The sequence below is a fragment of the Curtobacterium luteum genome (assembly GCF_014646995.1).
Classification (GTDB): domain Bacteria; phylum Actinomycetota; class Actinomycetes; order Actinomycetales; family Microbacteriaceae; genus Curtobacterium; species Curtobacterium luteum.
The window spans coordinates 190,451-211,007 of the sequence record NZ_BMOI01000001.1 but is presented as its reverse complement, the minus strand read 5'-3'; the positions used below and the strand labels follow the sequence as shown (position 1 = coordinate 211,007).

16 protein-coding genes and 1 tRNA gene are annotated in these 20,557 nt (G+C 73.0%); 4 read left to right on the top strand and 13 right to left on the bottom strand.

The features are described 5' to 3' along the window. Positions 1 to 213 precede the first annotated feature (213 nt). The 9 genes from prmC to argS all read right to left on the bottom strand — a co-directional run bounded on the left by prmC (position 214) and on the right by argS (position 12,193). Positions 214 to 1,089 (bottom strand): peptide chain release factor N(5)-glutamine methyltransferase, encoded by an 876-nt coding sequence (gene prmC / locus IEY20_RS00895; RefSeq protein WP_372379377.1) that lies wholly within the window; start codon positions 1,087 to 1,089, stop codon positions 214 to 216. A gap of 20 nt (positions 1,090 to 1,109) precedes the next feature. Continuing rightward, positions 1,110 to 2,192, bottom strand: coding sequence for a peptide chain release factor 1 (gene prfA, locus IEY20_RS00890; RefSeq protein ID WP_175329110.1), 1,083 nt, complete (start codon positions 2,190 to 2,192; stop codon positions 1,110 to 1,112). Between the two features lie 3 nt (positions 2,193 to 2,195). Then, positions 2,196 to 4,370 (bottom strand): transcription termination factor Rho, encoded by a 2,175-nt coding sequence (gene rho / locus IEY20_RS00885; RefSeq protein WP_175329109.1) that lies wholly within the window; start codon positions 4,368 to 4,370, stop codon positions 2,196 to 2,198. A gap of 163 nt (positions 4,371 to 4,533) precedes the next feature. Further along, positions 4,534 to 5,445, bottom strand: coding sequence for a homoserine kinase (gene thrB / locus IEY20_RS00880; protein WP_229727783.1), 912 nt, complete (start codon positions 5,443 to 5,445; stop codon positions 4,534 to 4,536). Positions 5,446 to 5,525: 80 nt separating this feature from the next. After that, positions 5,526 to 6,605, bottom strand: a complete 1,080-nt coding sequence (gene thrC / locus IEY20_RS00875; protein ID WP_175329107.1) for a threonine synthase — start codon at positions 6,603 to 6,605, stop codon at positions 5,526 to 5,528. A gap of 59 nt (positions 6,606 to 6,664) precedes the next feature. Then, positions 6,665 to 7,996 (bottom strand): homoserine dehydrogenase, encoded by a 1,332-nt coding sequence (locus IEY20_RS00870; protein ID WP_175329106.1) that lies wholly within the window; start codon positions 7,994 to 7,996, stop codon positions 6,665 to 6,667. Positions 7,997 to 8,023: 27 nt separating this feature from the next. Then, complete coding sequence (locus tag IEY20_RS00865; protein WP_175329105.1) at positions 8,024 to 9,505, bottom strand: diaminopimelate decarboxylase family protein; 1,482 nt, start codon at positions 9,503 to 9,505, stop codon at positions 8,024 to 8,026. A 43-nt stretch (positions 9,506 to 9,548) separates the two neighbouring features. Then, positions 9,549 to 10,304, bottom strand: a complete 756-nt coding sequence (locus IEY20_RS00860; RefSeq protein WP_175329104.1) for an LmeA family phospholipid-binding protein — start codon at positions 10,302 to 10,304, stop codon at positions 9,549 to 9,551. Between the two features lie 218 nt (positions 10,305 to 10,522). Further along, positions 10,523 to 12,193, bottom strand: coding sequence for an arginine--tRNA ligase (argS, locus tag IEY20_RS00855; RefSeq protein ID WP_175329103.1), 1,671 nt, complete (start codon positions 12,191 to 12,193; stop codon positions 10,523 to 10,525). Positions 12,194 to 12,251: 58 nt separating this feature from the next. Here argS and IEY20_RS00850 point away from each other — a divergent pair, with 58 nt between their 5' ends. Further along, positions 12,252 to 12,830, top strand: a complete 579-nt coding sequence (locus IEY20_RS00850) for a hypothetical protein (RefSeq protein ID WP_022903539.1) — start codon at positions 12,252 to 12,254, stop codon at positions 12,828 to 12,830. A 211-nt stretch (positions 12,831 to 13,041) separates the two neighbouring features. Here the strand turns inward: IEY20_RS00850 and IEY20_RS00845 are convergent. Beyond that, positions 13,042 to 13,113 (bottom strand) — tRNA-Arg (locus tag IEY20_RS00845). Positions 13,114 to 13,263: 150 nt separating this feature from the next. Here IEY20_RS00845 and IEY20_RS00840 point away from each other — a divergent pair. Together IEY20_RS00840 and IEY20_RS00835 are read left to right on the top strand one after the other, a co-directional pair. After that, positions 13,264 to 17,232 (top strand): Pls/PosA family non-ribosomal peptide synthetase, encoded by a 3,969-nt coding sequence (locus IEY20_RS00840; RefSeq protein ID WP_188888847.1) that lies wholly within the window; start codon positions 13,264 to 13,266, stop codon positions 17,230 to 17,232. A gap of 8 nt (positions 17,233 to 17,240) precedes the next feature. Continuing rightward, on the top strand, positions 17,241 to 18,566 hold the full coding sequence (locus IEY20_RS00835; protein ID WP_229727782.1) for a M1 family metallopeptidase: 1,326 nt from the start codon (positions 17,241 to 17,243) through the stop codon (positions 18,564 to 18,566). Positions 18,567 to 18,614: 48 nt separating this feature from the next. Here the strand turns inward: IEY20_RS00835 and IEY20_RS00830 are convergent, their stop codons facing one another. Next, the gene (locus IEY20_RS00830; RefSeq protein WP_022903381.1) at positions 18,615 to 18,917 is read right to left on the bottom strand and encodes a helix-turn-helix transcriptional regulator; all 303 of its coding nucleotides are present in this window, start codon (positions 18,915 to 18,917) and stop codon (positions 18,615 to 18,617) included. 31 nt (positions 18,918 to 18,948) lie between these two features. Here IEY20_RS00830 and map point away from each other — a divergent pair, with 31 nt between their 5' ends. Next, positions 18,949 to 19,716 carry a type I methionyl aminopeptidase gene (gene map, locus IEY20_RS00825; protein ID WP_175329101.1) on the top strand — a complete coding sequence of 256 codons (768 nt, stop codon included), beginning with the start codon at positions 18,949 to 18,951 and terminating at the stop codon, positions 19,714 to 19,716. Here map and IEY20_RS00820 read toward each other — a convergent pair. Together IEY20_RS00820 and IEY20_RS00815 are read right to left on the bottom strand one after the other, a co-directional pair. Next, the gene (locus tag IEY20_RS00820) at positions 19,700 to 20,266 is read right to left on the bottom strand and encodes a 4'-phosphopantetheinyl transferase family protein (protein ID WP_175329100.1); all 567 of its coding nucleotides are present in this window, start codon (positions 20,264 to 20,266) and stop codon (positions 19,700 to 19,702) included. The genes map and IEY20_RS00820 overlap by 17 nt on opposite strands. Positions 20,267 to 20,307: 41 nt before the next feature. Continuing rightward, positions 20,308 to 20,511 (bottom strand): hypothetical protein, encoded by a 204-nt coding sequence (locus IEY20_RS00815; protein ID WP_141399211.1) that lies wholly within the window; start codon positions 20,509 to 20,511, stop codon positions 20,308 to 20,310. Between the last annotated feature and the right edge of the window lie 46 nt (positions 20,512 to 20,557).

Sequence of the window (20,557 nt, the reverse complement as noted above, 5' to 3'; positions counted from 1 at the left end):
CCGTCAACGTCGAGGGCGCCCGCAGCGTCGGCATCCACGCGGTCCTGGTCGAGGAGCACACCGACCTCCGGCAGGCGGTCCGCGCGTTCGTCGCGCAGCAGCGCGAGGCCTCCGCCGTCGTCTGACCGGGGCTGCGCGTCACGCCCGGCTCCGCCAGGCACGCGAGGGACGCCCGGCCGGGAGGCACGGCGCACGCGCGCCTCGGTGGTCGCGTCAGCGGGTGGCCGTCGTGGTGCGGTCGCGTCCGGTGAGGTCGACGTGCGTCTCCGGGCTCCGGAAGCCCCGGGCGGCGAGCACCTCGCGCACGCCCGCCCCCTGCGGTTCGGCGTGCTCGACCACGAGCACTCCCCCGGGCACGAGCAGCCGCCACGCGGTCTCGGCCAGGGCCCGCACGGCGTCGAGGCCGTCCGGTCCGCCGTACAGCGCCATCGCGGGGTCGTGGTCACGGACCTCGGGGTCGACCGGCACCGCGTCGTCGGGCACGTAGGGCGGGTTCGACACGACGACGGAGACCGTCCCGTCGAGCTCCGGCAGCGCGTCGGCGAGGTCGCCCTCGACGAGCCGGACCGTGCCGCCGTGGGCCTCGACGTTGCGCCGGGTCCAGGGCAGGGCCGCCGGGGACCGTTCCACCGCGTAGACCACCGCGTTCGGTACCTCGGTGTCCATCGCGATGGCGATCGCACCGCTGCCGGACCCCAGGTCGACGGCCACCGGCGCCGGCACCGCGGTCCCCCGCAGCGCGTCGATGCCGAACTGCACGACGCCCTCGGTCTCGGGTCGCGGGACGAAGACGCCCGGACCGACCGCGAGGGTCAGCGCACGGAAGTACGCCTCCCCCGTGATGTGCTGCAGCGGCTCACGGGTCCGCCGTCGGGCGACGGCCTGCCGGAAGCGTTCGACGTGCGCCCCGGCGATCGCGCCTCCCGTCAGCGCGCGCGCCTGCACTGCGCCGCGGGACGTGTCCGTCGCCCAGGCGAGCAGGAGCTCGGCGTCGACCCGCGGCGTCGGGACGCCGACGGACCCGAGCGCCGCGGCCGCCTCGTCGAGGAGGCGATCCGCGGCGAACGTCCCGTCCCCACCCACGGCGATCCGTGCCTCCCGACCGTCGATCACGCGTCCTGGTCGCCGATGGCGGCCAACCGGGCCTCTTCGTCGGCGCGGATCGCGGACTCGATGACGGGCTCGAGGGCGCCGTTCATGACCCGGTCGAGGTCGTACGCCTTGTACCCGGTGCGGTGGTCCGCGATGCGGTTCTCCGGGAAGTTGTACGTGCGGATGCGCTCCGAACGGTCCATGCCGCGGATCTGCGATTTGCGCGCATCCGAGGCGATGGCGTCGAGCTCCTCCTGCTGCTTCGCGAGGATGCGGGCGCGGAGCACGCGCATGCCGGCCTCGCGGTTCTGCAGCTGCGACTTCTCGTTCTGCATCGCCACCGTGATGCCCGTGGGCAGGTGGGTGATGCGGACCGCGGAGTCCGTCGTGTTCACGGACTGCCCGCCGGGGCCCGAGGACCGGTACACGTCGATCTTGAGGTCGTTCTGGTTGATCTGCACCTCTTCCGGCTCGTCGACCTCGGGGAAGACGAGGACGCCGGTCGTCGAGGTGTGGATGCGCCCCTGCGACTCGGTCGCCGGCACGCGCTGCACGCGGTGCACGCCGCCCTCGTACTTCAGGTGTGCCCAGACACCCTGAGACGGGTCGGTCGCGTTCGACTTGATCGCGACCTGGACGTCCTTGTAGCCGCCGAGGTCGGACTCGGTGCGCTCGAGCATCTCGATCTTCCAGCCCTTGGACTCGGCGTAGTGCGAGTACATGCGCAGGAGGTCGGCCGCGAACAACGCCGACTCCTCGCCGCCCTCGCCGCCCTTGATCTCCATGATCACGTCGCGCCCGTCGTCGGGGTCCCGCGGGATGAGCAGCCGGCGGAGACGCTCCTGGCGCTCCGTCAGCTGCTCCTCGAGCGCCGGGACCTCGTCTGCGAACGCCTCGTCCTCGCGGGCGAGTTCCTGGGCGGCGGCGAGGTCGTCCCCCGCCGCCTTCCAGGACTCGTACGCGGACTTGATCTGGTTGAGCTCGGCGTACCGCCGGTTCACCTTCTTCGCACGGACCGGATCGGCGTGGAGCGCGGGGTCCGACAGCTGCTGCGTCAGGTCCTCGTGTTCCGCCAGCAGCCCTGCCACCGACTCGAACACCGGTTACTCCTGGTGGCCGTTGTGGTGTCCGCCGGTCGTGGGGACCGACTTCTGCACCTGGACCAGGAACTCGACGTTCGACTGCGTCTCCTTGAGGTTCCGCAGCACGATCTCCAGCGCCTGCTGCGGGTCGAGCCCGGCGAGGGCACGACGCAGGCGCCACGTGATCGTGACCTCGTCGGCGGAGAGCAGCTGCTCCTCGCGACGGGTACCGGACGCGTTGACGTCGACGGCCGGGAAGATCCGCTTGTCCGCCAGGTGGCGGTTGAGGCGGAGCTCCATGTTGCCCGTGCCCTTGAACTCCTCGAAGATGACCTCGTCCATCTTGGAGCCGGTCTCGACAAGCGCCGTCGCGAGGATCGTCAGCGAGCCGCCGTCCTCGATGTTGCGCGCGGCACCGAAGAAGCGCTTCGGCGGGTACAGCGCGGCCGAGTCGACGCCACCCGAGAGCACACGGCCCGATGCCGGCGTCGCCAGGTTGTAGGCGCGACCGAGGCGCGTGATCGAGTCGAGCAGCACGACGACGTCGTGACCGAGCTCCACGAGGCGCTTCGCACGCTCGATGGCCAGCTCGGCGACCGTGGTGTGGTCCTCCGCCGGGCGGTCGAAGGTCGAGGCGATGACCTCGCCCTTCACCGAGCGCTGCATGTCGGTGACCTCTTCGGGCCGCTCGTCCACGAGGACGACCATGAGGTGCGCCTCGGGGTTGTTCTTGGCGATCGCGTTGGCGATGGCCTGCAGCACGACCGTCTTGCCGGCCTTCGGCGGCGACACGATGAGGCCGCGCTGGCCCTTGCCGATCGGCGACACGAGGTCGATGATCCGCGTCGACAGCTTCTGGGGCTCGGTCTCGAGGCGCAGGCGCTCGTTCGGGTACAGCGGCGTGAGGTCGGAGAAGTCCTTGCGGGCCGCTGCCTCCTCGGCGGTCTGGCCGTTCACGGTGTCGACCTTGACGAGCGCGTTGTACTTCTGCCGGCTCTGCTGCTCGCCGCCCTGGGGCTGCTTGATCGAACCGACGACGGCGTCGCCCTTGCGGAGGTGGTACTTCTTCACCTGGCCGAGCGAGACGTAGACGTCGCTCGGGCCGGGCAGGTAGCCGGTCGTCCGCACGAAGGCGTAGTTGTCGAGGACGTCGAGGATGCCCGCGATCGGGATGAGGACGTCGTCCTCGGTGACCTCGGGCTCGAGGTCGTCCTGCTGACCGCCACGTCCACGCTTGCGGTCGCGCTGGCGACGGCTCCGGCCCTCACCGTCCTGCTGGAGGTCCTGCTGCGGGCCGTTCTGGTTCTGGCCGTTCTGGTTCTGGCCGTTCTGCTTCTGCTGGCCGTTCTGCTGACCCTGCTTCTGCTGACCGTTCTGCTTCTGGTCGTCCTGCTTCGGCTGACCGTTCTGCTTCTGGTCGTCCTGCTTCGGCTGGTCGTCCTGCTTCTGCTGACCGTTCTGGTCGCCGTTCTGGGCGGCGTCGCCGTTCTGACCGCGACCACGGCCACGGCCACGGCTGCGGCGCCCACGACGCGAGCCGCCCTCGCCCTGGTCACCGGCGTCGCCGGAGTCGGCGCCCTGCTCGGCGGGCTGCACGGCGGAGTCGGCCGGTGCCTCCTGGCCGTCCTGCTGCTGCGCGGCCTGCTGGCCGTTCTGCTGCCCGCGCCCGCGGCGCTGGCCCGCGGCCTGCGCCGCTTCCTGCGCGTCCTTCTCGGCGCGCACCTGGTCGAGACCCGCGAGCAGGTCCTCGGTCCCGGTGTGGCCGTGGTTCTGGTGGTCCGCAGCCGAGGTCGGCGCGGCGTTGACGGTGCCGCCCGAGGAGGCGCGGCGCGAGCGGCGCGCACGGCCGCCGGCCGGCTGCTCGGTCGCCTCGGCGCCGGTGGCGGTCGGCTGCGTCTCCGCAGCGGGCTGCTCGGGCGCCGACGGCGCCGGCTGCTCGGAGGTGGACTGCGCAGGGGTCGACTGCGCGGCGACCGGCTGCTCGGCGACCGGCTCCGGCAGCGTCGGCTGCTCGGTCGCCGGGGCGTCGGCCGTCGCGGGACGCTTGTCCTCGATCGTGGCGATGAGGTCGCCCTTGCGGAGCTTGGAGAGCCCGGTGATGCCGAGCGAGGAGGCGATCCGCTGCAGCTCCGGGAGTCGGAGGGCGCGCAGGTCGCTGGGGATCTCCACCGGGGTGGAGTCGTTGACGTTCGTCAAGGTGGGTGTTTCCTTTCGAACCGCAGAACGCGGAGAGTTTCCACCAACCCGGATGCACAGGGATGCACGCACCGTCGTTCAGACGACGGACCGAGTACGGGTGATCAGGAAGAGAATGCCCCCGCGCACCTGACCCTGCACCGGCGAGGATCGTTCCTGCTGCCTATGCGGGATCGGCTTGGAGCGCCGAGTGCGCTGCCACTGTAGCACCACCCAGGTCCACCGCCAGCATGAGCGGCCGCCAGTCGGACTGTGCGTGTCGCGACACCAGGTCCGCCGCGGTGAGGCGCTGTGCCGGGTCGCTGCCGAGGACGAGCAGGCTGGGGCCGGCGCCGGAGACGACCGCGGCGAGCCCGTGCTGCCGCAGGAGTCCGATGAGGGCGTCGGTCTCCGGCATGGCACTCGCCCGGTAGGCCTGGTGGAGCCGGTCCTCGGTCGCCGCGAGCAGCAGCTCCGGGCTCTGGATGAGTGCCGCGACGAGCAGCGCCGAGCGGGACACGTTGAAGGCGGCGTCCGCGTGCGGGACGCTCGCGGGCTGCAGGGACCGCGCGAGCTTCGTCGACAGCGTCGACGTCGGTACGAACACCACCGGCGAGACACCTCGGTGCACCAGGAGCCGCTTGTACGCCGGCCCCTCCGCCGTCATCCACGCGATCGTCAGCCCGCCGAACAGCGCCGGGGCGACGTTGTCCGGGTGGCCCTCCATCTCGGTGGCGAGGGTCAGGAGCGTCGACGCGTCGAGGTCGACGATCCCCTCGAGGAGCCCTCGCGCGGCCATCAGCCCGGCGACGATCGCGGCGGCGGACGAGCCCATGCCGCGCCCGTGCGGGATGGCGTTGACGGCGTGCAGCTCGAGTCCGGGCTGCTCGGCGACGCCCGCGTACGCGAGCCCACGTCGGATCGCCTGCACGACGAGGTTCGTGTCGTCGGTGGCGACCTCGCCGGCACCGACGCCCTCGACGGTGACCGTCGCCCCGGCTCCGGGACGGACCCGGACGGTCACCTCGTCGTAGAGGGAGAGCGCGAGCCCGAGCGAGTCGAAGCCCGGGCCGAGGTTCGCCGAGGTGGCCGGCACCCGCACCCGCACCGCCCGTCCGGCCGGTACAGCGTGCTGGGCGGTCGCGCCCTCCCCCGGTCCGGACGAGCGGAGCACGCTCACTCCGCGCCGACCAGTCCGAGCACGTCCGCGACGGACTTGGTGTCCACCGGCACGACGGTGGGCTGCACCTCGCCGCCGTCCTCGGTGCGGAGGGCCCACTGCGGGTCCTTCAGGCCGTGGCCGGTCACCGTGATGACGACCTTCGCGCCCTTGCCGACCACGCCGGCGTCCGCTCGCTCGAGCAGCCCCGCGACGCCGATGGCCGACGCCGGCTCGACGAACACGCCGACCTCGGCGGAGAGGATGTGGTGCGCCGCGAGGATGGCCTCGTCGGAGATCGCACCGAAGTAGCCGTCGGTCTCGTCGCGCGCCTCGAGGGCGTACTGCCACGAGGCCGGGTTGCCGATGCGGATCGCCGACGCGATGGTCTCCGGCTTCGCGACGACCTCACCGCGGACGATCGGGGCGGACCCGGCGGCCTGGAACCCGAACATGCGCGGGAGCTTCGACGACCGGCCGGCGGCGACGTCCTCGCGGTAGCCGCGCGAGTACGCGGTGTAGTTGCCGGCGTTGCCGACGGGCAGGAAGTGGAAGTCCGGCGCGTCGCCGAGCACGTCCACGACCTCGAACGCCGCGGTCTTCTGCCCCTCGATGCGGTCGTTGTTGACCGAGTTGACCAGGTGCACCGGGTAGTTCGCCGCGAGGTCGCGCGCGATGTCGAGGCAGTCGTCGAAGTTGCCCTGCACCTGCAGCAGCTGGCCGTCGTGGGCGATGGCCTGGCTCAGCTTGCCCATGGCGATCTTGCCCTCGGGCACGAGCACCGCGGCGGTGATGCCCGCGTGCGTGGCGTACGCGGCGGCGGACGCGCTCGTGTTGCCCGTCGAGGCGCAGATGACGGCCTTCGCGCCGTGCTCGACGGCCTTCGAGATCGCCATCGTCATGCCGCGGTCCTTGAAGGAGCCGGTCGGGTTCATGCCCTCGAACTTGACGTAGACGTCCGCGCCGGTGCGCTCGGAGAGACGACGTGCCGGGATGAGCGGGGTGCCGCCCTCGCCGAGGGTGACGACGGGCGTCGCCTCGGTCACGTCGAGACGGTCGGCGTACTCGCGCAGGACTCCCTGCCACTGGTGGGCCATCAGGCTCCCCTTTTTGTTCGGTGTGGTGTTCGTGGGCGTGGTGCTCGCCAGGTCGCGGCTCAGGCGCCGGCGACCCGCAGCACGCTGGTGATCTCGGCGACGACGTCCTCGTTCCGGAGCGCCACCACGGTGTCGGCGAGGTCGGACTCGCGCGCCAGGTGGGTGCCGATGACGAGCGTCGCGGTCGCACCGGTGCGGTCGGCACCGGGAGCGTCCGTCTGCAGCGCACTGGTCTGTTCGACCGTCTCCACGCTGACGCCGTGCTTGGCGAGCACGCCGGCGACGGTCGACAGGACACCGGGGGCGTCCGCGACGTGCAGCGTGATCTGGTAGCGGGTGCGCACGGTCCCGATCGGGAACACGGGCAGGTCCGCCTGGGTCGACTCGGCGACGCCGGGGCCGCCGATGACGTGCCGGCGCGCGGCGGACACGAGGTCGCCGAGCACGGCCGATGCCGTCTCGACGCCGCCGGCACCCGCGCCGTAGAACATGAGGTCGCCCGCGGCCTCGGCCTCGACGAACACGGCGTTCTTCGCGCCGTGGACGCTCGCGAGCGGGTGCGACTCCGGCACGAGGGCCGGGTACACCCGGGCGGAGACGCCCTCGCGGCCGTCCTCGTCGGTCAGGCGCTCGGCGGTCGCGAGGATCTTCACCACGTAGCCGGCCTTGCGGGCGGCACGCACCTGGTCGATCGTGATCGCGGTGATGCCCTCGCGGTGCACGGCGACGAGCGGCACGGAGGTGTGGAACGCGAGCGAGGCCAGGATCGCGGCCTTCTGCGCGGCGTCGTAGCCCTCGACGTCGGCGGTGGGGTCGGCCTCGGCGTACCCGAGCTCGGTGGCCGTCGCCAGCGCGTCCTCGAAGGTCGCTCCCTTGCGGTCCATGAGGTCGAGGATGAAGTTCGTGGTGCCGTTGACGATGCCCATGATCCGGACGATGCGGTCACCGGCGAGGGAGTCGTGCAGGGGCCGGATGATCGGGATCGCCCCGGCGACCGCGGCCTCGTAGTACAGCTGCGCGCCCACCTGCTCGGCCGCGGCGAAGAGCTCCGGGCCGTGGGTGGCGAGCAGCGCCTTGTTGCCGGTGACGACGTCGGCGCCGGACTGCAGTGCCTGGAGCACGAGCGTCCGTGCGGGCTCGATGCCGCCGATGAGCTCCACGACGATGTCGGCGCCGAGGATCAGCGACTCGGCGTCGGTCGTGAAGAGCTCCTTCGGCAGGTCGACGTCCCGGGGCGCTCCGGTGTCGCGGACCGCGATGCCGACGAGTTCGAGACCGGCACCCGCACGCGAGGCGAGCTCGTCACCGTGCTCGAGGAGGAGCCGCGCGACCTGCGAACCGACCGAGCCGGCTCCGAGCAGGGCGACGCGGACGTTGCGGTATTCGATCATCTGGGGGTGGTTCCTGTCGGTCGGGGGTCAACGGCCGGAGCCGGCTGCGGGAAGGACCCCGGTGTCACGGGCGAGCAGGTCGTCGATCGACTCGCCTCGGACGAGGATACGGGCTGCGCCGTCGGCCACCGCCACGACGGGCGGACGTCCGACGTGGTTGTAGTTGCTCGCGAGGCTCCAGCAGTAGGCACCGGTCGCAGCGACGGCGAGGAGGTCGCCGCGGTGGACGTCCCCGGGCAGGTACTCGTCCTGGACGACGACGTCGCCCGACTCGCAGTGCTTGCCGACGACCCGGCTGAGGACCGCCGGGGCGTCCGACGACCTGGCGAGCCGGGCCGTGTAGTCGGCGCCGTACAGGGCGGGGCGGGCGTTGTCGCTCATGCCGCCGTCGACCGAGACGTAGGTGCGGGTGGCGACGTCGGCGGTCGGTTCGTCCGCCGCGACCGCGTCGTCCTCGGTCGCGACGACGGGCTCGTCACCGGGGTGTGCGTCCGCGGCCTCGAGCGTCACCGGCTTGATCGTGCCGACCGAGTACAGCGTGATGCCGGCGGGGCCCACGATGTAGCGCCCGGGCTCGACGGCGATCTCCGGGACGGGGATGCCGCGCTCGGAGCAGGCCTCCGCCACGATCGTCGCGAGGGCCCCGGCGACGTCCTCCGGCGCGAAGGCCGAGTCGGCCTCGGTGTAGTCGATGCCCCAGCCGCCGCCGAGGTTCAGCTCCGGCACGGGACCGGTGGCGACGAGGGCGGCGTGGACGTCCATGAGACGCCGGGCGGCCTCCCGGAACCCGGCCTCGTCGAAGATCTGCGAACCGATGTGCGAGTGCAGCCCGACGAACGCGAGCGACGGCTCGGCACGCACCTCGGCCGCCGCCTGCTCGGCCTCGGTGAGCGGGATGCCGAACTTCTGGTCCTCGCGGGCGGTCGCGAGGTACTCGTGCGTCGAAGCGTGCACGCCGCTGTTGATGCGGACGCGGACGCGCTGGACGATCCCGGCGTCGGCGGCCGCCCGTGCCACGCGCTGCACTTCCTCGTGGCTGTCGAGCACGATCGTCCCGACGCCGACCTCGACCGCACGGGCGATCTCGGCGTCGGACTTGTCGTTGCCGTGGAAGCCGAGCATGCCGGGGTCCACCCCGCCGGCGAGGGCGACCGCGAGTTCGCCGCCGGTGCAGACGTCGACGCGCAGGCCCGCCTCGGCCATCCACGCTGCGACCTGCGTCGTCAGGAAGGCCTTGCCGGCGTAGTACACGTGCGCCCGGGTGCCGATGCGACCGAAGGCCTCGGAGAACGCCGTGCGCACCCGCACGGCGCGGGACTGGACGTCGCGTTCGTCGACCACGTAGAGCGGCGTGCCGAACTGCCGGACGAGGTCGGAGGCGGTGATCCCGCCCACGGCGAGCTCGCCGTCGTCCGTCCGGGTCGCGGAGGCGGGCCAGATGCGCGCGGTCAGCGCGGAGGGGTCCGTCGGGAACCGCAGCCGCGGCGGGGCAAGGGGGTTCTCGCTCACGGGACCCGATCCTACCGAGCCGTGGCGGGCCTCCCGGCCGGTGTTACGAGCAGGAGCCCACCGACCGCAGCCCGTCCTCGCTGAGCGGCAGCGAATCCGCGGTCACGCGGACGGTCGCCTGTCGCGCCGTGATGTCCAGGTCGCGCACGGCGAGCTGGGACGGCAGGAAGCGCGCGGTGCACACGGTGACCGGGACGTTCGTGACGCCGGGGATCGTGTCGACCTTGAGCCCGAGCGACGAGTTGGTGATCCGTACGCTCTTCGGGGTGATCGTGACGCCCTTGCCGTCGTCCTGCGCGACGACGTCGCCCTTCGCGGCGTAGGTGATGTCGTACCCGAGGACCGCGGTGGAACCGGACAGCTCGACCCCGCCGTCGACGAGCTTCAGGCGGTCGAACAGCGGGCTGTACTTCGCGAGGTCCGTGATGCTGGCCGAGGCGAGCGTCACGGTGCCGTCGACGTCGCGGACGTCGCCCTGCCCGTCGACCGGCACGTCGTGCACGGTGACGTCGGCCGCGAGCGGGATGCCGTCGACCGTGATCCTCCGTGAGGAGATCTCGACCTGGTCGAGCTTCCCCGAGAGGAGCTGCGGGATGACGATGCCGTCGGCGTGTGCCTCGACCTGGCCGGTGGTGCCCTCGGGGAGGGAGCGTTCGACCTGCTCGGCGATGATCCGGTCGACCACGCCGCGGAGGACGAACTCGGCGACGACCACGAGGGCCGCGAGCACGAGGAGCACGACGACGAGGACGATCGGCCAGCGGCGGCGCTTCGGGCGGGCGACGGGGGCGGCGGTCATGCGTCCCACCCTGCCAGGACCCACCATCGACCCGCCTGGAGGCGCGGTGTGCGCCCGGTGTGTGCGCTGCGGTGCGGTGCGGTCTGCGTTTGCACAACCAAAGTCGTTCCAAACCACGCAAACGCGTGGTTCGGAACGACTTTGGTTGTGCGGCGCCCGCGGCGCCGGCGCGCACCGGCGCGCCCGGCGCGCAGCGCCGGCCGCGCGCAGCGCCAGCGCTACATGCGCTCGGGCGCGCTCACCCCGAGGAGCCCGAGGCCGTTGCGGATGACCTGCCCGGTGGCGTCGTTCAGCCAGAGGCGCGTGCGGTGGAGGTCCGTCACGGCCTCGTCCCCGAGCGGCGTGACGCGGCAGGAGTCGTACCAGCGGTGGTACAGGCCCGCGAGCTGCTCGATGTACCGCGCGATGCGGTGCGGCTCACGCAGCTCCGCGGCCTGCCGGACCACCCGCGGGTACTCGGCGAGGGCCCCCACGAGGGTGCTCTCGGTCTCGTGCGTGAGGAGTGCGGCGTCGAACGCGGACCGGTCCACCCCGGAGGCAGCGGCGTTGCGGGCCACCGACTGCGTGCGCGCGTGGGCGTACTGGACGTAGAAGACCGGGTTGTCGTTCGTCCGCTTCGTCAGCAGGTCGAGGTCGATGTCGATCGAGGTGTCGCTGGCGAACCGGACCAGCGCGTACCGGCCGGCGTCCACACCGACCGCGTCGACGAGGTCCTCCATCGTGACGATCGTGCCCGCGCGCTTCGACATGCGCATCGGCTCGCCGTCCTTGAGCAGGTTGACCATCTGCCCGATGAGGATCTCGAGGTTCTTGCCCGGCTCGTCACCGAAGGCCGCGCACATCGCCATCATCCGGCCGACGTAGCCGTGGTGGTCCGCGCCGAGCATGATGAGGTTCCGCTCGAACCCGCGCTCGCGCTTGTCGAGGTAGTACGCCAGGTCGCCCGCGATGTACGCCGGCTGCCCGTCGGACTTGATCACGACGCGGTCGCGGTCGTCGCCGAAGTCGGTCGTGCGGAGCCACAGCGCACCCTCGGCCTCGTACATCTTGCCGAGGGACTGCAGCCGCTCGATGGCCCGCTCGACGGCCTTCGACTCGTGCAGCGAGTTCTCGTGGAAGTACACGTCGAAGTCGACGCCGAAGTCGTGCAGGGACGACCGGATGTCGGCGAACATGAACTCGACGCCCTCGCGGCGGAAGAGCTCCTGCGCCTCGTCACGCGGGAGGTCGCGGACGTCGGTGCCGGCCGGAAGCGTGGCGATGACGCGCGCCGCGATCTCGCCGATGTAGGCGCCGCCGTAGCCGTCCTCGGGCGTGGGCTCGCCGAGCGCGGACGCCACGAGGGACCGGGCGAACCGGTCGATCTGCGCGCCGTGGTCGTTGAAGTAGTACTCCCGGGTGACGAGCCCGCCCTGCGCCTCGAACACGCGGGCGAGGCTGTCGCCGACCGCGGCCCAGCGGACGCCGCCCATGTGGATCGGGCCGGTGGGGTTGGCGGAGACGAACTCGAGGTCGATCTTCACGCCGTCGTAGAGGTCACCGTGCCCGAAGGACGCGCCCTGCTCGACGATGGTCCGCGCGATCGCACCGGCGGCCGCTGCCTCGAGCGTGATGTTGATGAAGCCGGTGCCGGCGACGTCGACCGAGGCCACGCCGTCGAGCTCGGTCAGCTCCCCCGCGATCTCCGTCGCGAGCTCGCGCGGGTTCGTCCCGACGCGCTTCGCGAGCTGCATGGCGGCGTTCGACGCCCAGTCGCCGTGTGCGCGGTTCTTCGGCCGCTCGAGGGCCGCGTGCGACTCCTCGACCGTCACCGTGTCCGACGCACCTCGTCGCTCCACGATCCCCGTCAGGATCGACAGGTACGCGGCGGAGAGTTCGGCTGGGGTCATAGCGGTCGATCCTACCGGCGTCCACGGGCCTCCCCGGACGATGCGCCATCATGGCCGGATGACCTCCCGCAGCCGCGTCCGGGCGATCAGCGCCGCCGTCCTCGCGACCACCTCCGTCGCCGTGCTCGCCGCCTGCTCCGGTGGCGGCCAAGCGGGTCCGACGGCCACCGCGACGCCGATCGGGACGCCGGTCACGCAGTCCTGCACCGACCTGCTGCCGCTGGAGTCGCTCGCGGTGTACGGGCAGGCGTTCGAGGAGGTCGGGTCCTACCGGCCGTCGAAGGGCTCGCCCGCGGCCTGGATCGCCGAGCACCGCGGACGCGTGTGCCAGTTCCGTGAGGTCTCCGACCACGCCGTGACGATCTCGTTCGCCGTGGCGCACCTGCCTGAGAAGTCGCTCACGAACCTCAAGGACGCGCTCTACCAGCGGGGTGGCTCGGTGCCGACGTACCGGGTCGAGGGGTACTTCGACCTCGCGGACGACGGGGTCGGTCGCGCGGACGCGTTCCCGGACCCGTACTGGGTCACCGCGTCCTCGACGCTCTTCACCGAGCCGGGCGGTGCCCAGCCGGTGGTGGACGCGATCCGCGGCGTGGTCGCGCCGAGCGCGACGTCGTCGGCGACGCCGACCCCCTGACGCCGACCCGCCGACGCCGTGCCCCTGAGGCGCGCTGGGCCGGACTGGAAGCCCGTGGCGGGCCCGCACCGTGCCTCCCGGCAGTCTGTCGGTGGCGGGAACGACCGTGACGCACCTGGCGGAAACACCACGGGGGACGGTCGCGGAACGCGACATCGCGCGCTGCCGGACGAGCGCAGCGAGGACGTCAGCTTGCGCGGGAATGTGTCTGTGCCCCCAGGAGGATTCGAACCTCCGCCCCTGCCTCCGGAGGGCAGTGCTCTATCCCCTGAGCTATGGGGGCCCGGGGTGTGATCAACCGTAGCAGGTCTCGGAGCCCCTCCCGGACCAGGGCGTGTCGCGTGCAGCGCGTCGTCGCAGTTTCCTCGGACGTCACTCCGGCCCTCTAGGATCGCGGCCCGACCGACCAGCGCACGGCCAGGGAGAGGACTCGATGACCACCGCCACCGGGAACCCGCAGCACGAACTCGCACGCGGAGCGCACGCCCCCGCGCCCCGGACGCTGCTCGACGTCCTCACCGAGACCGCGACGACGCACCCGGACGCCCTCGCGCTCGAGGACCCGGACGGCACGCTCGACTACCGCGCACTGCTCGGCGCGGTGCACGCGCAGGCGGACGACCTCGCCCGTCGTGGGGTCCGGCGCGGTGACCGCGTGGGTGTGCGGATCCCCTCCGGCGGGCGCGACCTCTACGTCTCGGTCCTCGCGGTGCTGGCCGCTGGTGCCGCCTACGTGCCGGTCGACGCCGACGACCCCGAGGAGCGCGCGTCGCTCGTGTTCGGCGAGGCCGGCGTCGTCGGCGTCATCGGTGCCGGTGGTGTCCTCGCCGACCGGCAGGGCGCTCCCCTGCCGGTGACCGACCCCGCGGCGAGCGCCGAGCTCCCCGGGCTGGACGACGACGCGTGGATCATCTTCACGTCGGGGTCGACCGGGGTCCCGAAGGGGGTGGCGGTGACGCACCGGAGCGCGGCGGCGTTCGTGGACGCGGAGGCGCGGATGTTCCTGCAGCGTGCGCCGATCGGTCCGGGTGACCGGGTGCTGGCGGGGTTGAGCGTGGCGTTCGACGCGTCGTGCGAGGAGATGTGGCTGGCGTGGGGGCACGGGGCCTGCCTGGTGCCGGCGCCGCGGTCGCTGGTCCGGACGGGGGTGGACCTCGGGCCGTGGTTGATCGCGCACACGATCACGGTGGTGTCGACGGTGCCGACGTTGGCGGCGCTGTGGCCGGACGACGCGTTGGAGCAGGTGCGGTTGGTGATCTTCGGCGGTGAGGCGTGTCCGCCGGAGTTGGCGGCGCGGATCGCGTCGCGGGACCGGGAGCTGTGGAACACGTACGGGCCGACCGAGGCGACCGTGGTGGCGTGCGGGGCGTTGATGGACGGGTCGGCGCCGGTGCGGATCGGGCTGCCGTTGGACGGGTGGGACCTGGCGGTCGTCGACGAGGCCGGCGTGCGGGTGCCGCCGGGTGATGTCGGGGAGCTGGTGATCGGCGGGGTCGGGCTGGGGCGGTACCTCGACCCGGCGAAGGACGCGGAGAAGTACGCGCCGTTCCCGGAGCTCGGGTGGGAGCGGGCGTACCGGAGCGGTGACCTGGTGCGGTACGAGCCGGAGGGGCTGGTGTTCCAGGGTCGGGCGGACGACCAGGTGAAGCTCGGTGGTCGTCGAATCGAGCTGGGTGAGGTGGATGCTGCCCTGCAGGCGCTCGACGGGGTGGCGGGTGGTGCCGCGGTGGTGCAGCGGACGCCGGCGGGGAACCAGGTGCTCGTGGGGTACGTGGCGCCGGTCGCGGGTCGGACGCTCGACGTCGGGGAGTTGAACGCCCGGCTGCGGGAGGAGCTGCCGGCGGCGCTGGTGCCCCTCGTGGCGGTGGTGGAGTCGTTGCCGACGCGGACCTCGGGGAAGGTGGACCGGGCGGCGCTGCCGTGGCCGTTGCCGGGTGCGTCGGACGCGTCGGTGCTGCCGGACACGGTGGCGTGGATCGCGGAGCGGTGGTCGGCGATCCTCGGGGTGCCGGTGACGGGGGTGGACGACGACTTCTTCGCGCACGGCGGTGGGTCGTTGACGGCGGCGCAGCTGGTGTCGGCGATCCGGGAGCGGTTCCCGACGACGACGGTGGCGGACGTGTACGACCACCCGCGGATCGGGGCGTTGGCGGCGGCGCTGGACGAGTCGGGCGCGGCGGCGGCGTCCGAGCGGGCGGTGGCGCCGGTGCCGCCGGTGACGGGGTTCGTGCTGACGGTGCTCGGGCTGCCGGTGCAGATCCTTCGCGGGGTGCGTGTGCTGACGTGGACGGCCCTGGTGTCGTCGGTGCTGCACGCGACGTCGTTGCCGTTCCTGCCGTCGCTGTCGTGGCCGGTGCTGCTGGTGGCGCTGCTGGTGTTCGTGACGCCGGTGGGGAAGATGGCGGTGACGGTGGTGCTCGCGCGGCTGCTGCTGCTCGGCGTCCGTCCGGGTGACCACCCCCGGGGCGGGTCGGTGCACGTGCGGCTGTGGCTCGCGGAGCGGATCGCGGAGGCGGTGGACGGTCCGTCGACGGCGGGTGCGCCGTGGATCAGCTACTACGCGAGGGCGTTGGGGGCGCGGATCGGTCGTGACGTGGACCTGCACGCGTTGCCGCCGGTGACGGGGATGCTCCGTGTGGGGGCGCGCGCGTCCATCGAGCCGGAGGTGGACCTCGCGGGGCACTGGGTGGACGGGGACGTGTTCCGGTTGGGTCCGGTGCGGGTGGACGCGGACGCGGTGGTGCGGAGTCGGTCGACGCTGCTGCCGGGGGCGCACGTGGGTGCTGGTGCCGAGGTCGAGCCGGGTTCGTCGGTCGTCGGTCGGGTGCCCGACGGCGAGCGGTGGGCGGGGTCGCCGGCGGAGCGCGTGGGGTCGGCTCGGCACGACCGGGAGGCCCGTCCCCCGTCGCGCCGCCGCTGGCTCGTCGCGTACGGGGCCGGTTCGGTCGCGGTCGCGGGGCTGCCGGTGGCCGGCGTCGCGGCGGGCCTGGCCGTGGTGGTGGCGCTCGTTGGTCCGGCGTCGACGCTCGGTGTGGCGCTGCTGCGTGCCCTCGCGGCGGTGCCGCTCGGGGCGCTCGTCGCCGGTGTCGTGTACGCGCTGCTGGTCGTCGCGTCGGTCCGGCTGCTCGGGCTGGGGCTGCACGAGGGCCGACACCCGGTGCGGAGCCGGATCGGCTGGCAGGTGTGGACGACGGAGCGGGTGCTCGACGCGGCGCGGACGCTGCTGTTCCCGGTGTACGCGTCCCTGGTGACGCCGCTGTGGCTGCGGCTGCTGGGCGCTCGGGTCGGGCGGAACACGGAGATCTCGACGGTGTTGCTCATCCCCGCGCTGACGCAGATCGCGTCGGGGGCGTTCCTCGCGGACGACACGATGGTGGCGACGTACGAGCTCGGTGGCGGGCGGGTGACGATCGGCCGGTCGAAGGTGGGTCGGCGGGCGTTCCTCGGCAACTCGGGCATGACCGGGGCGGGACGGTCGGTCCCCCGCGAGGCCCTGGTCGCCGTGCTGTCGGCGGTGCCGAAGAAGGCCAAGCGCGGGTCGTCGTGGCTCGGGACGCCCCCCGTGCGGCTGCGGCGTGCGGCGACCGAGTTCGACGAGGAGCGCACGTTCCGGCCGCCGCGGCACCTCAAGGTCGCGCGGGGCTGCTGGGAGCTGCTGCGGCTCGTCGCCCCGGTGGTCTCTGCGGCGATCGCGCTCGGGGTCGTCGGTGCCCTGCTCGCCCTGTGGTCCTCGGTCGGCCTGGGGTGGACGGTCGTCCTGGCGGGTCCGGTGCTCATCGCCGCCGGGGCCGTGGCGGCCGTCGTGTCGACGGCGGCGAAGTGGGCGTTCGTTGGCCGCATCGACGCCGGCGAGCACCCGCTGTGGTCCTCGTTCGTGTGGCGGAACGAGGTGCAGGACACGTTCGTCGAGACCGTCGCGCGGCCGTGGTTCGCAGAGCAGGCGACGGGGACGCCGGCGCTCGCGGCGTGGCTGCGCACCCTCGGCGCGCGCATCGGCCGGGGTGTGTGGATCGAGACGTACTGGCTGCCCGAGGCGGACCTCGTGACGATCGGTGCCGGCGCGACGGTGTCCCGGGGGACGGTCGTGCAGACCCACCTGTTCCACGACCGGGTGATGCAGCTCGACGCCGTGGACCTCGACGCGGGCGCGACCCTCGGGCCGCACAGCGTCGTGCTGCCGGCCGCCGGCATCGGCGCCGGCGCCACGATCGGGCCCGCGTCGCTCGTGATGCGCGGCGAGCAGGTGCCGGCGGGGTCGCTGTGGTCGGGCAACCCGATCGCGCCCTGGACGGCACCGCCGTGGACGGCCGGGTCGGCCGGGTCGGCAGGGTCGGCCGGGTCGGCAGGGTCGGCCGCCGACCGCGCCGCACGGACCCTCGACACCGCGGTCGTGCCAGACTGAGCGGCACCGTGAAGCCGCCGACGAACAGCCCCGCCGACCCGTACACCCCGCACAGCGGCGACCGCCGGTGGAGCGCCGTGCACTACGAGCTCCGGCTCGGGTACCGCGTCGCCACGAACCGGCTCGACGGCACCGCGACGATCACCGCACGGGCCGTCGAGGACCTCGACCGGATCGTCGTCGACCTGCACGGGCTCACGGTCGAGCGGGTGGACGTCGACGGGCACCGCGCGAAGAAGGTGTCGACGGCGACGCACAAGACCACCGTCACCCCGCCCGGACCGATCGCCGCCGGCACGGAGTTCACGGTCCACGTCAAGTACCGCGGGACGCCCCGGCCCATCCGCAGCCCCTGGGGCCAGGTCGGGTGGGACGAACTGACCGACGGCGTCATCGTCGCCGCCCAGCCCACCGGCGCACCCTCGTGGTTCCCGTGCAACGACCGGCCGGACGACAAGGCGACCTACCGGTTCGAGATCACCGCCGAGGCCGCGTACGACGTGCTCGCGAACGGCGAGCTGCTCGGCACCGACCGTGCCCGGGCCGGCACGACCTGGACGTACGCGACGACCGAGCCCATGGCGACGTACCTGGCGACCGTGCAGATCGGTCGGTACCGCACGACGAAACTCCGGAGCGCGGTCACGCCCGTCACCCTGCACCACCCCGCGGACCTGCAGGCGGCGGCGAAGACCGACTTCGGCCGGGTGCCGGACATGCTCGCGCTCTACGCGGACCGCTTCGGCCCGTACCCGTTCGGCTCCTACGGGGTCGTGGTGACCGACGACGAGCTCGAGATCCCGCTCGAGGCCCACGGTCTGGCGGTGTTCGGCCGGAACCACGTCGACGGCGAGCACGGCACCGACCGGCTGATCGCGCACGAGCTCGCACACCAGTGGTTCGGCAACTCCGTGACGGTCGCACGCTGGCGTGACATCTGGCTGCACGAGGGCTTCGCCTGCTACGCCGAGTGGCTGTGGTCCGAGCACCGGGGCGGCGACACTGCGGACGTCCTCGCCGAGCGCCACCGCGCGGGCCTGCTCGACCAGCCGCAGGACCTCGTGGTCGGCGACCCCGGCGCCCGCGACATGTTCGACGACCGGGTGTACAAGCGTGGCGCGCTGGCCCTGCACGCGGTCCGGCGCACGTTCGGCGACCGCGCGTTCTTCGCCGGTCTCCGGACGATCACCGAGCGACACCGGCACGCCAGCGTCGCCCCGGCGGACGTCCTCGACGCGTTCGCGGGTTCCGCGGGGGCGTCCGTCGACGCCGTCCGTGCCGTCACGGCGCCGTGGATCGACGAACCGGGCGTCCCCGAACTGCCCGCAGCCTGACGGCCGGCGGCGTCGGAGCGACGCGAGCCGAGCGGCCGGCCGGCAGCCTCAGGCGACGTCCGCCGTGTCGTCCGCGGAGACGGTCCGGCCGACGGCGACGTCCTCGCCGACCCGACGCACCTCGCGCCAGACCTCGTCGAGCGAGAGCCCCACGACCGCTGCCACGGCGGCGACCGTCCCGAACGACGGCGTCGCGATGCGTCCGGTCTCGATCTTCCGCAGGGTCTCGGGCGACACCCCGGCCGCGAGGGCGACGTCGAGCATCGAACGATCGGCGCGGGCGGCACGGAGCAGCGCTCCGAGGGCACGACCGCGGGCGAGTTCGACGGGGCTGAGCGGCAGACGGACCATGCACCGATAGTAATACCGGTACGATCATCCCGTGATCGAGATCCTGACCCCGGCAGAGGTCGACCGTGCCCGCCGCACCGGAGCGCTCGTCGGCACGATCCTGCAGACCCTGCGCGACCGCACCCGTGTCGGCACGAACCTGCTCGAGATCGACCGGTGGGCGAAGCAGCTCATCGAGGACGCGGGCGCCGAGTCCTGCTACGTCGACTACGCCCCGTCGTTCGGCCGCGGCCCCTTCGGGCACCACGTCTGCACGGCCGTGAACGACGCCGTCCTCCACGGACTCCCCCACGACCGGGCACTCGCGGACGGCGACCTCCTCACCCTCGACCTCGCCGTGTCGCTCGACGGCATCGCGGCAGACGCCGCGATCAGCTTCGTCGTCGGCACCGCGGACGCCGCCGACTCTGCCCTGATCGACGCGACGGAGCGTGCCCTCGCCGCAGGGATCGCCGCCGCCCGGCCCGGTGCCAGGATCGGCGACCTGTCCCACGCGATCGGCACCGTCCTCGAGGGCGCCGGGTACCCGGTCAACGTCGAGTTCGGCGGTCACGGGATCGGATCGACGATGCACCAGGACCCGCACGTGTCGAACGCCGGCCGGCCCGGACGCGGCTACACCCTGCGCCCGGGACTCCTCCTCGCCCTCGAGCCGTGGGTGATGGCCGACACGGACGTCCTCGTCACCGACCCCGACGGCTGGACCCTCCGCAGTGCCACCGGAGCGCGGACCGCACACACCGAGCACACCATCGCGATCACCGACGACGGCGCCGAGGTGCTCACGCTCCCCAGGTGACCGGCAGTCCCCCTGCCGCGACCGCGACCACGATGTCGGGTCCGGGGCGCGCGAGGACGACCGGCTGCACCCTCCCGTCGAGCGTCGCCCGCCCGCGGTCGACGTCGACGTCGACCGCGCGCGGGTCCACCCGCAGGCCCCGGCCGTCCCGTTTCAGGACGGCTTCCTTCGCCGCCCAGCAGGCCGCGAGCACGCCGACGTCGCCGACCGCACGGTCGAGCTCCGCCGGGGTGAAGGCGTCCAACGACGCAGCGGCCACCCGCGACACGCGCTCGACGTCGACGCCGACGGCGTCGGGCGCGACCGCGAGCGCCGTCAGGGCGGTCGTCCGGGACATGCTGACCCCGACCTCCCGGCCGTCCACGGTGGCCCAGGGCCGACCGTGCGCGGTGCTGCCGCAGTGCGCGCAGACGCGCCCCGCGCGCACCGCGGCCACGTCGACACCCGTCGCCGACGCGACGGCGGTGAGCAGGGCCTCCCGGTCGGCCGCGCGGTCCGCGCCCGCCGGACGGATCGTCACGACGACGGACTGGAGGCACGACTCACCCACGCAGGAAGCCTACGTCGGTGGGTGGTGCTGCCCGTGCCGTGTCAGGCGTGCGTGAGCGCGATCAGCGCGACGTTCATCGTGCTGTAGAGGCCCTCGGAGCGCGTCGCCTGGCGGACGCGTCCACGCAGGACCTCGTAGCGGCCGTCGTGCTCACGCACGAAGCCGATCACACCGCTCGCCGGCGTCGACACCCGGTGGTAGCCGTCCTCGAGCGGGACGACCTCGGTGTTCAGTGTTCGCTCCATTGCTGTCCCCTTCCGCTCGTCGTCGAACAGTGCGGTCAGCATACCC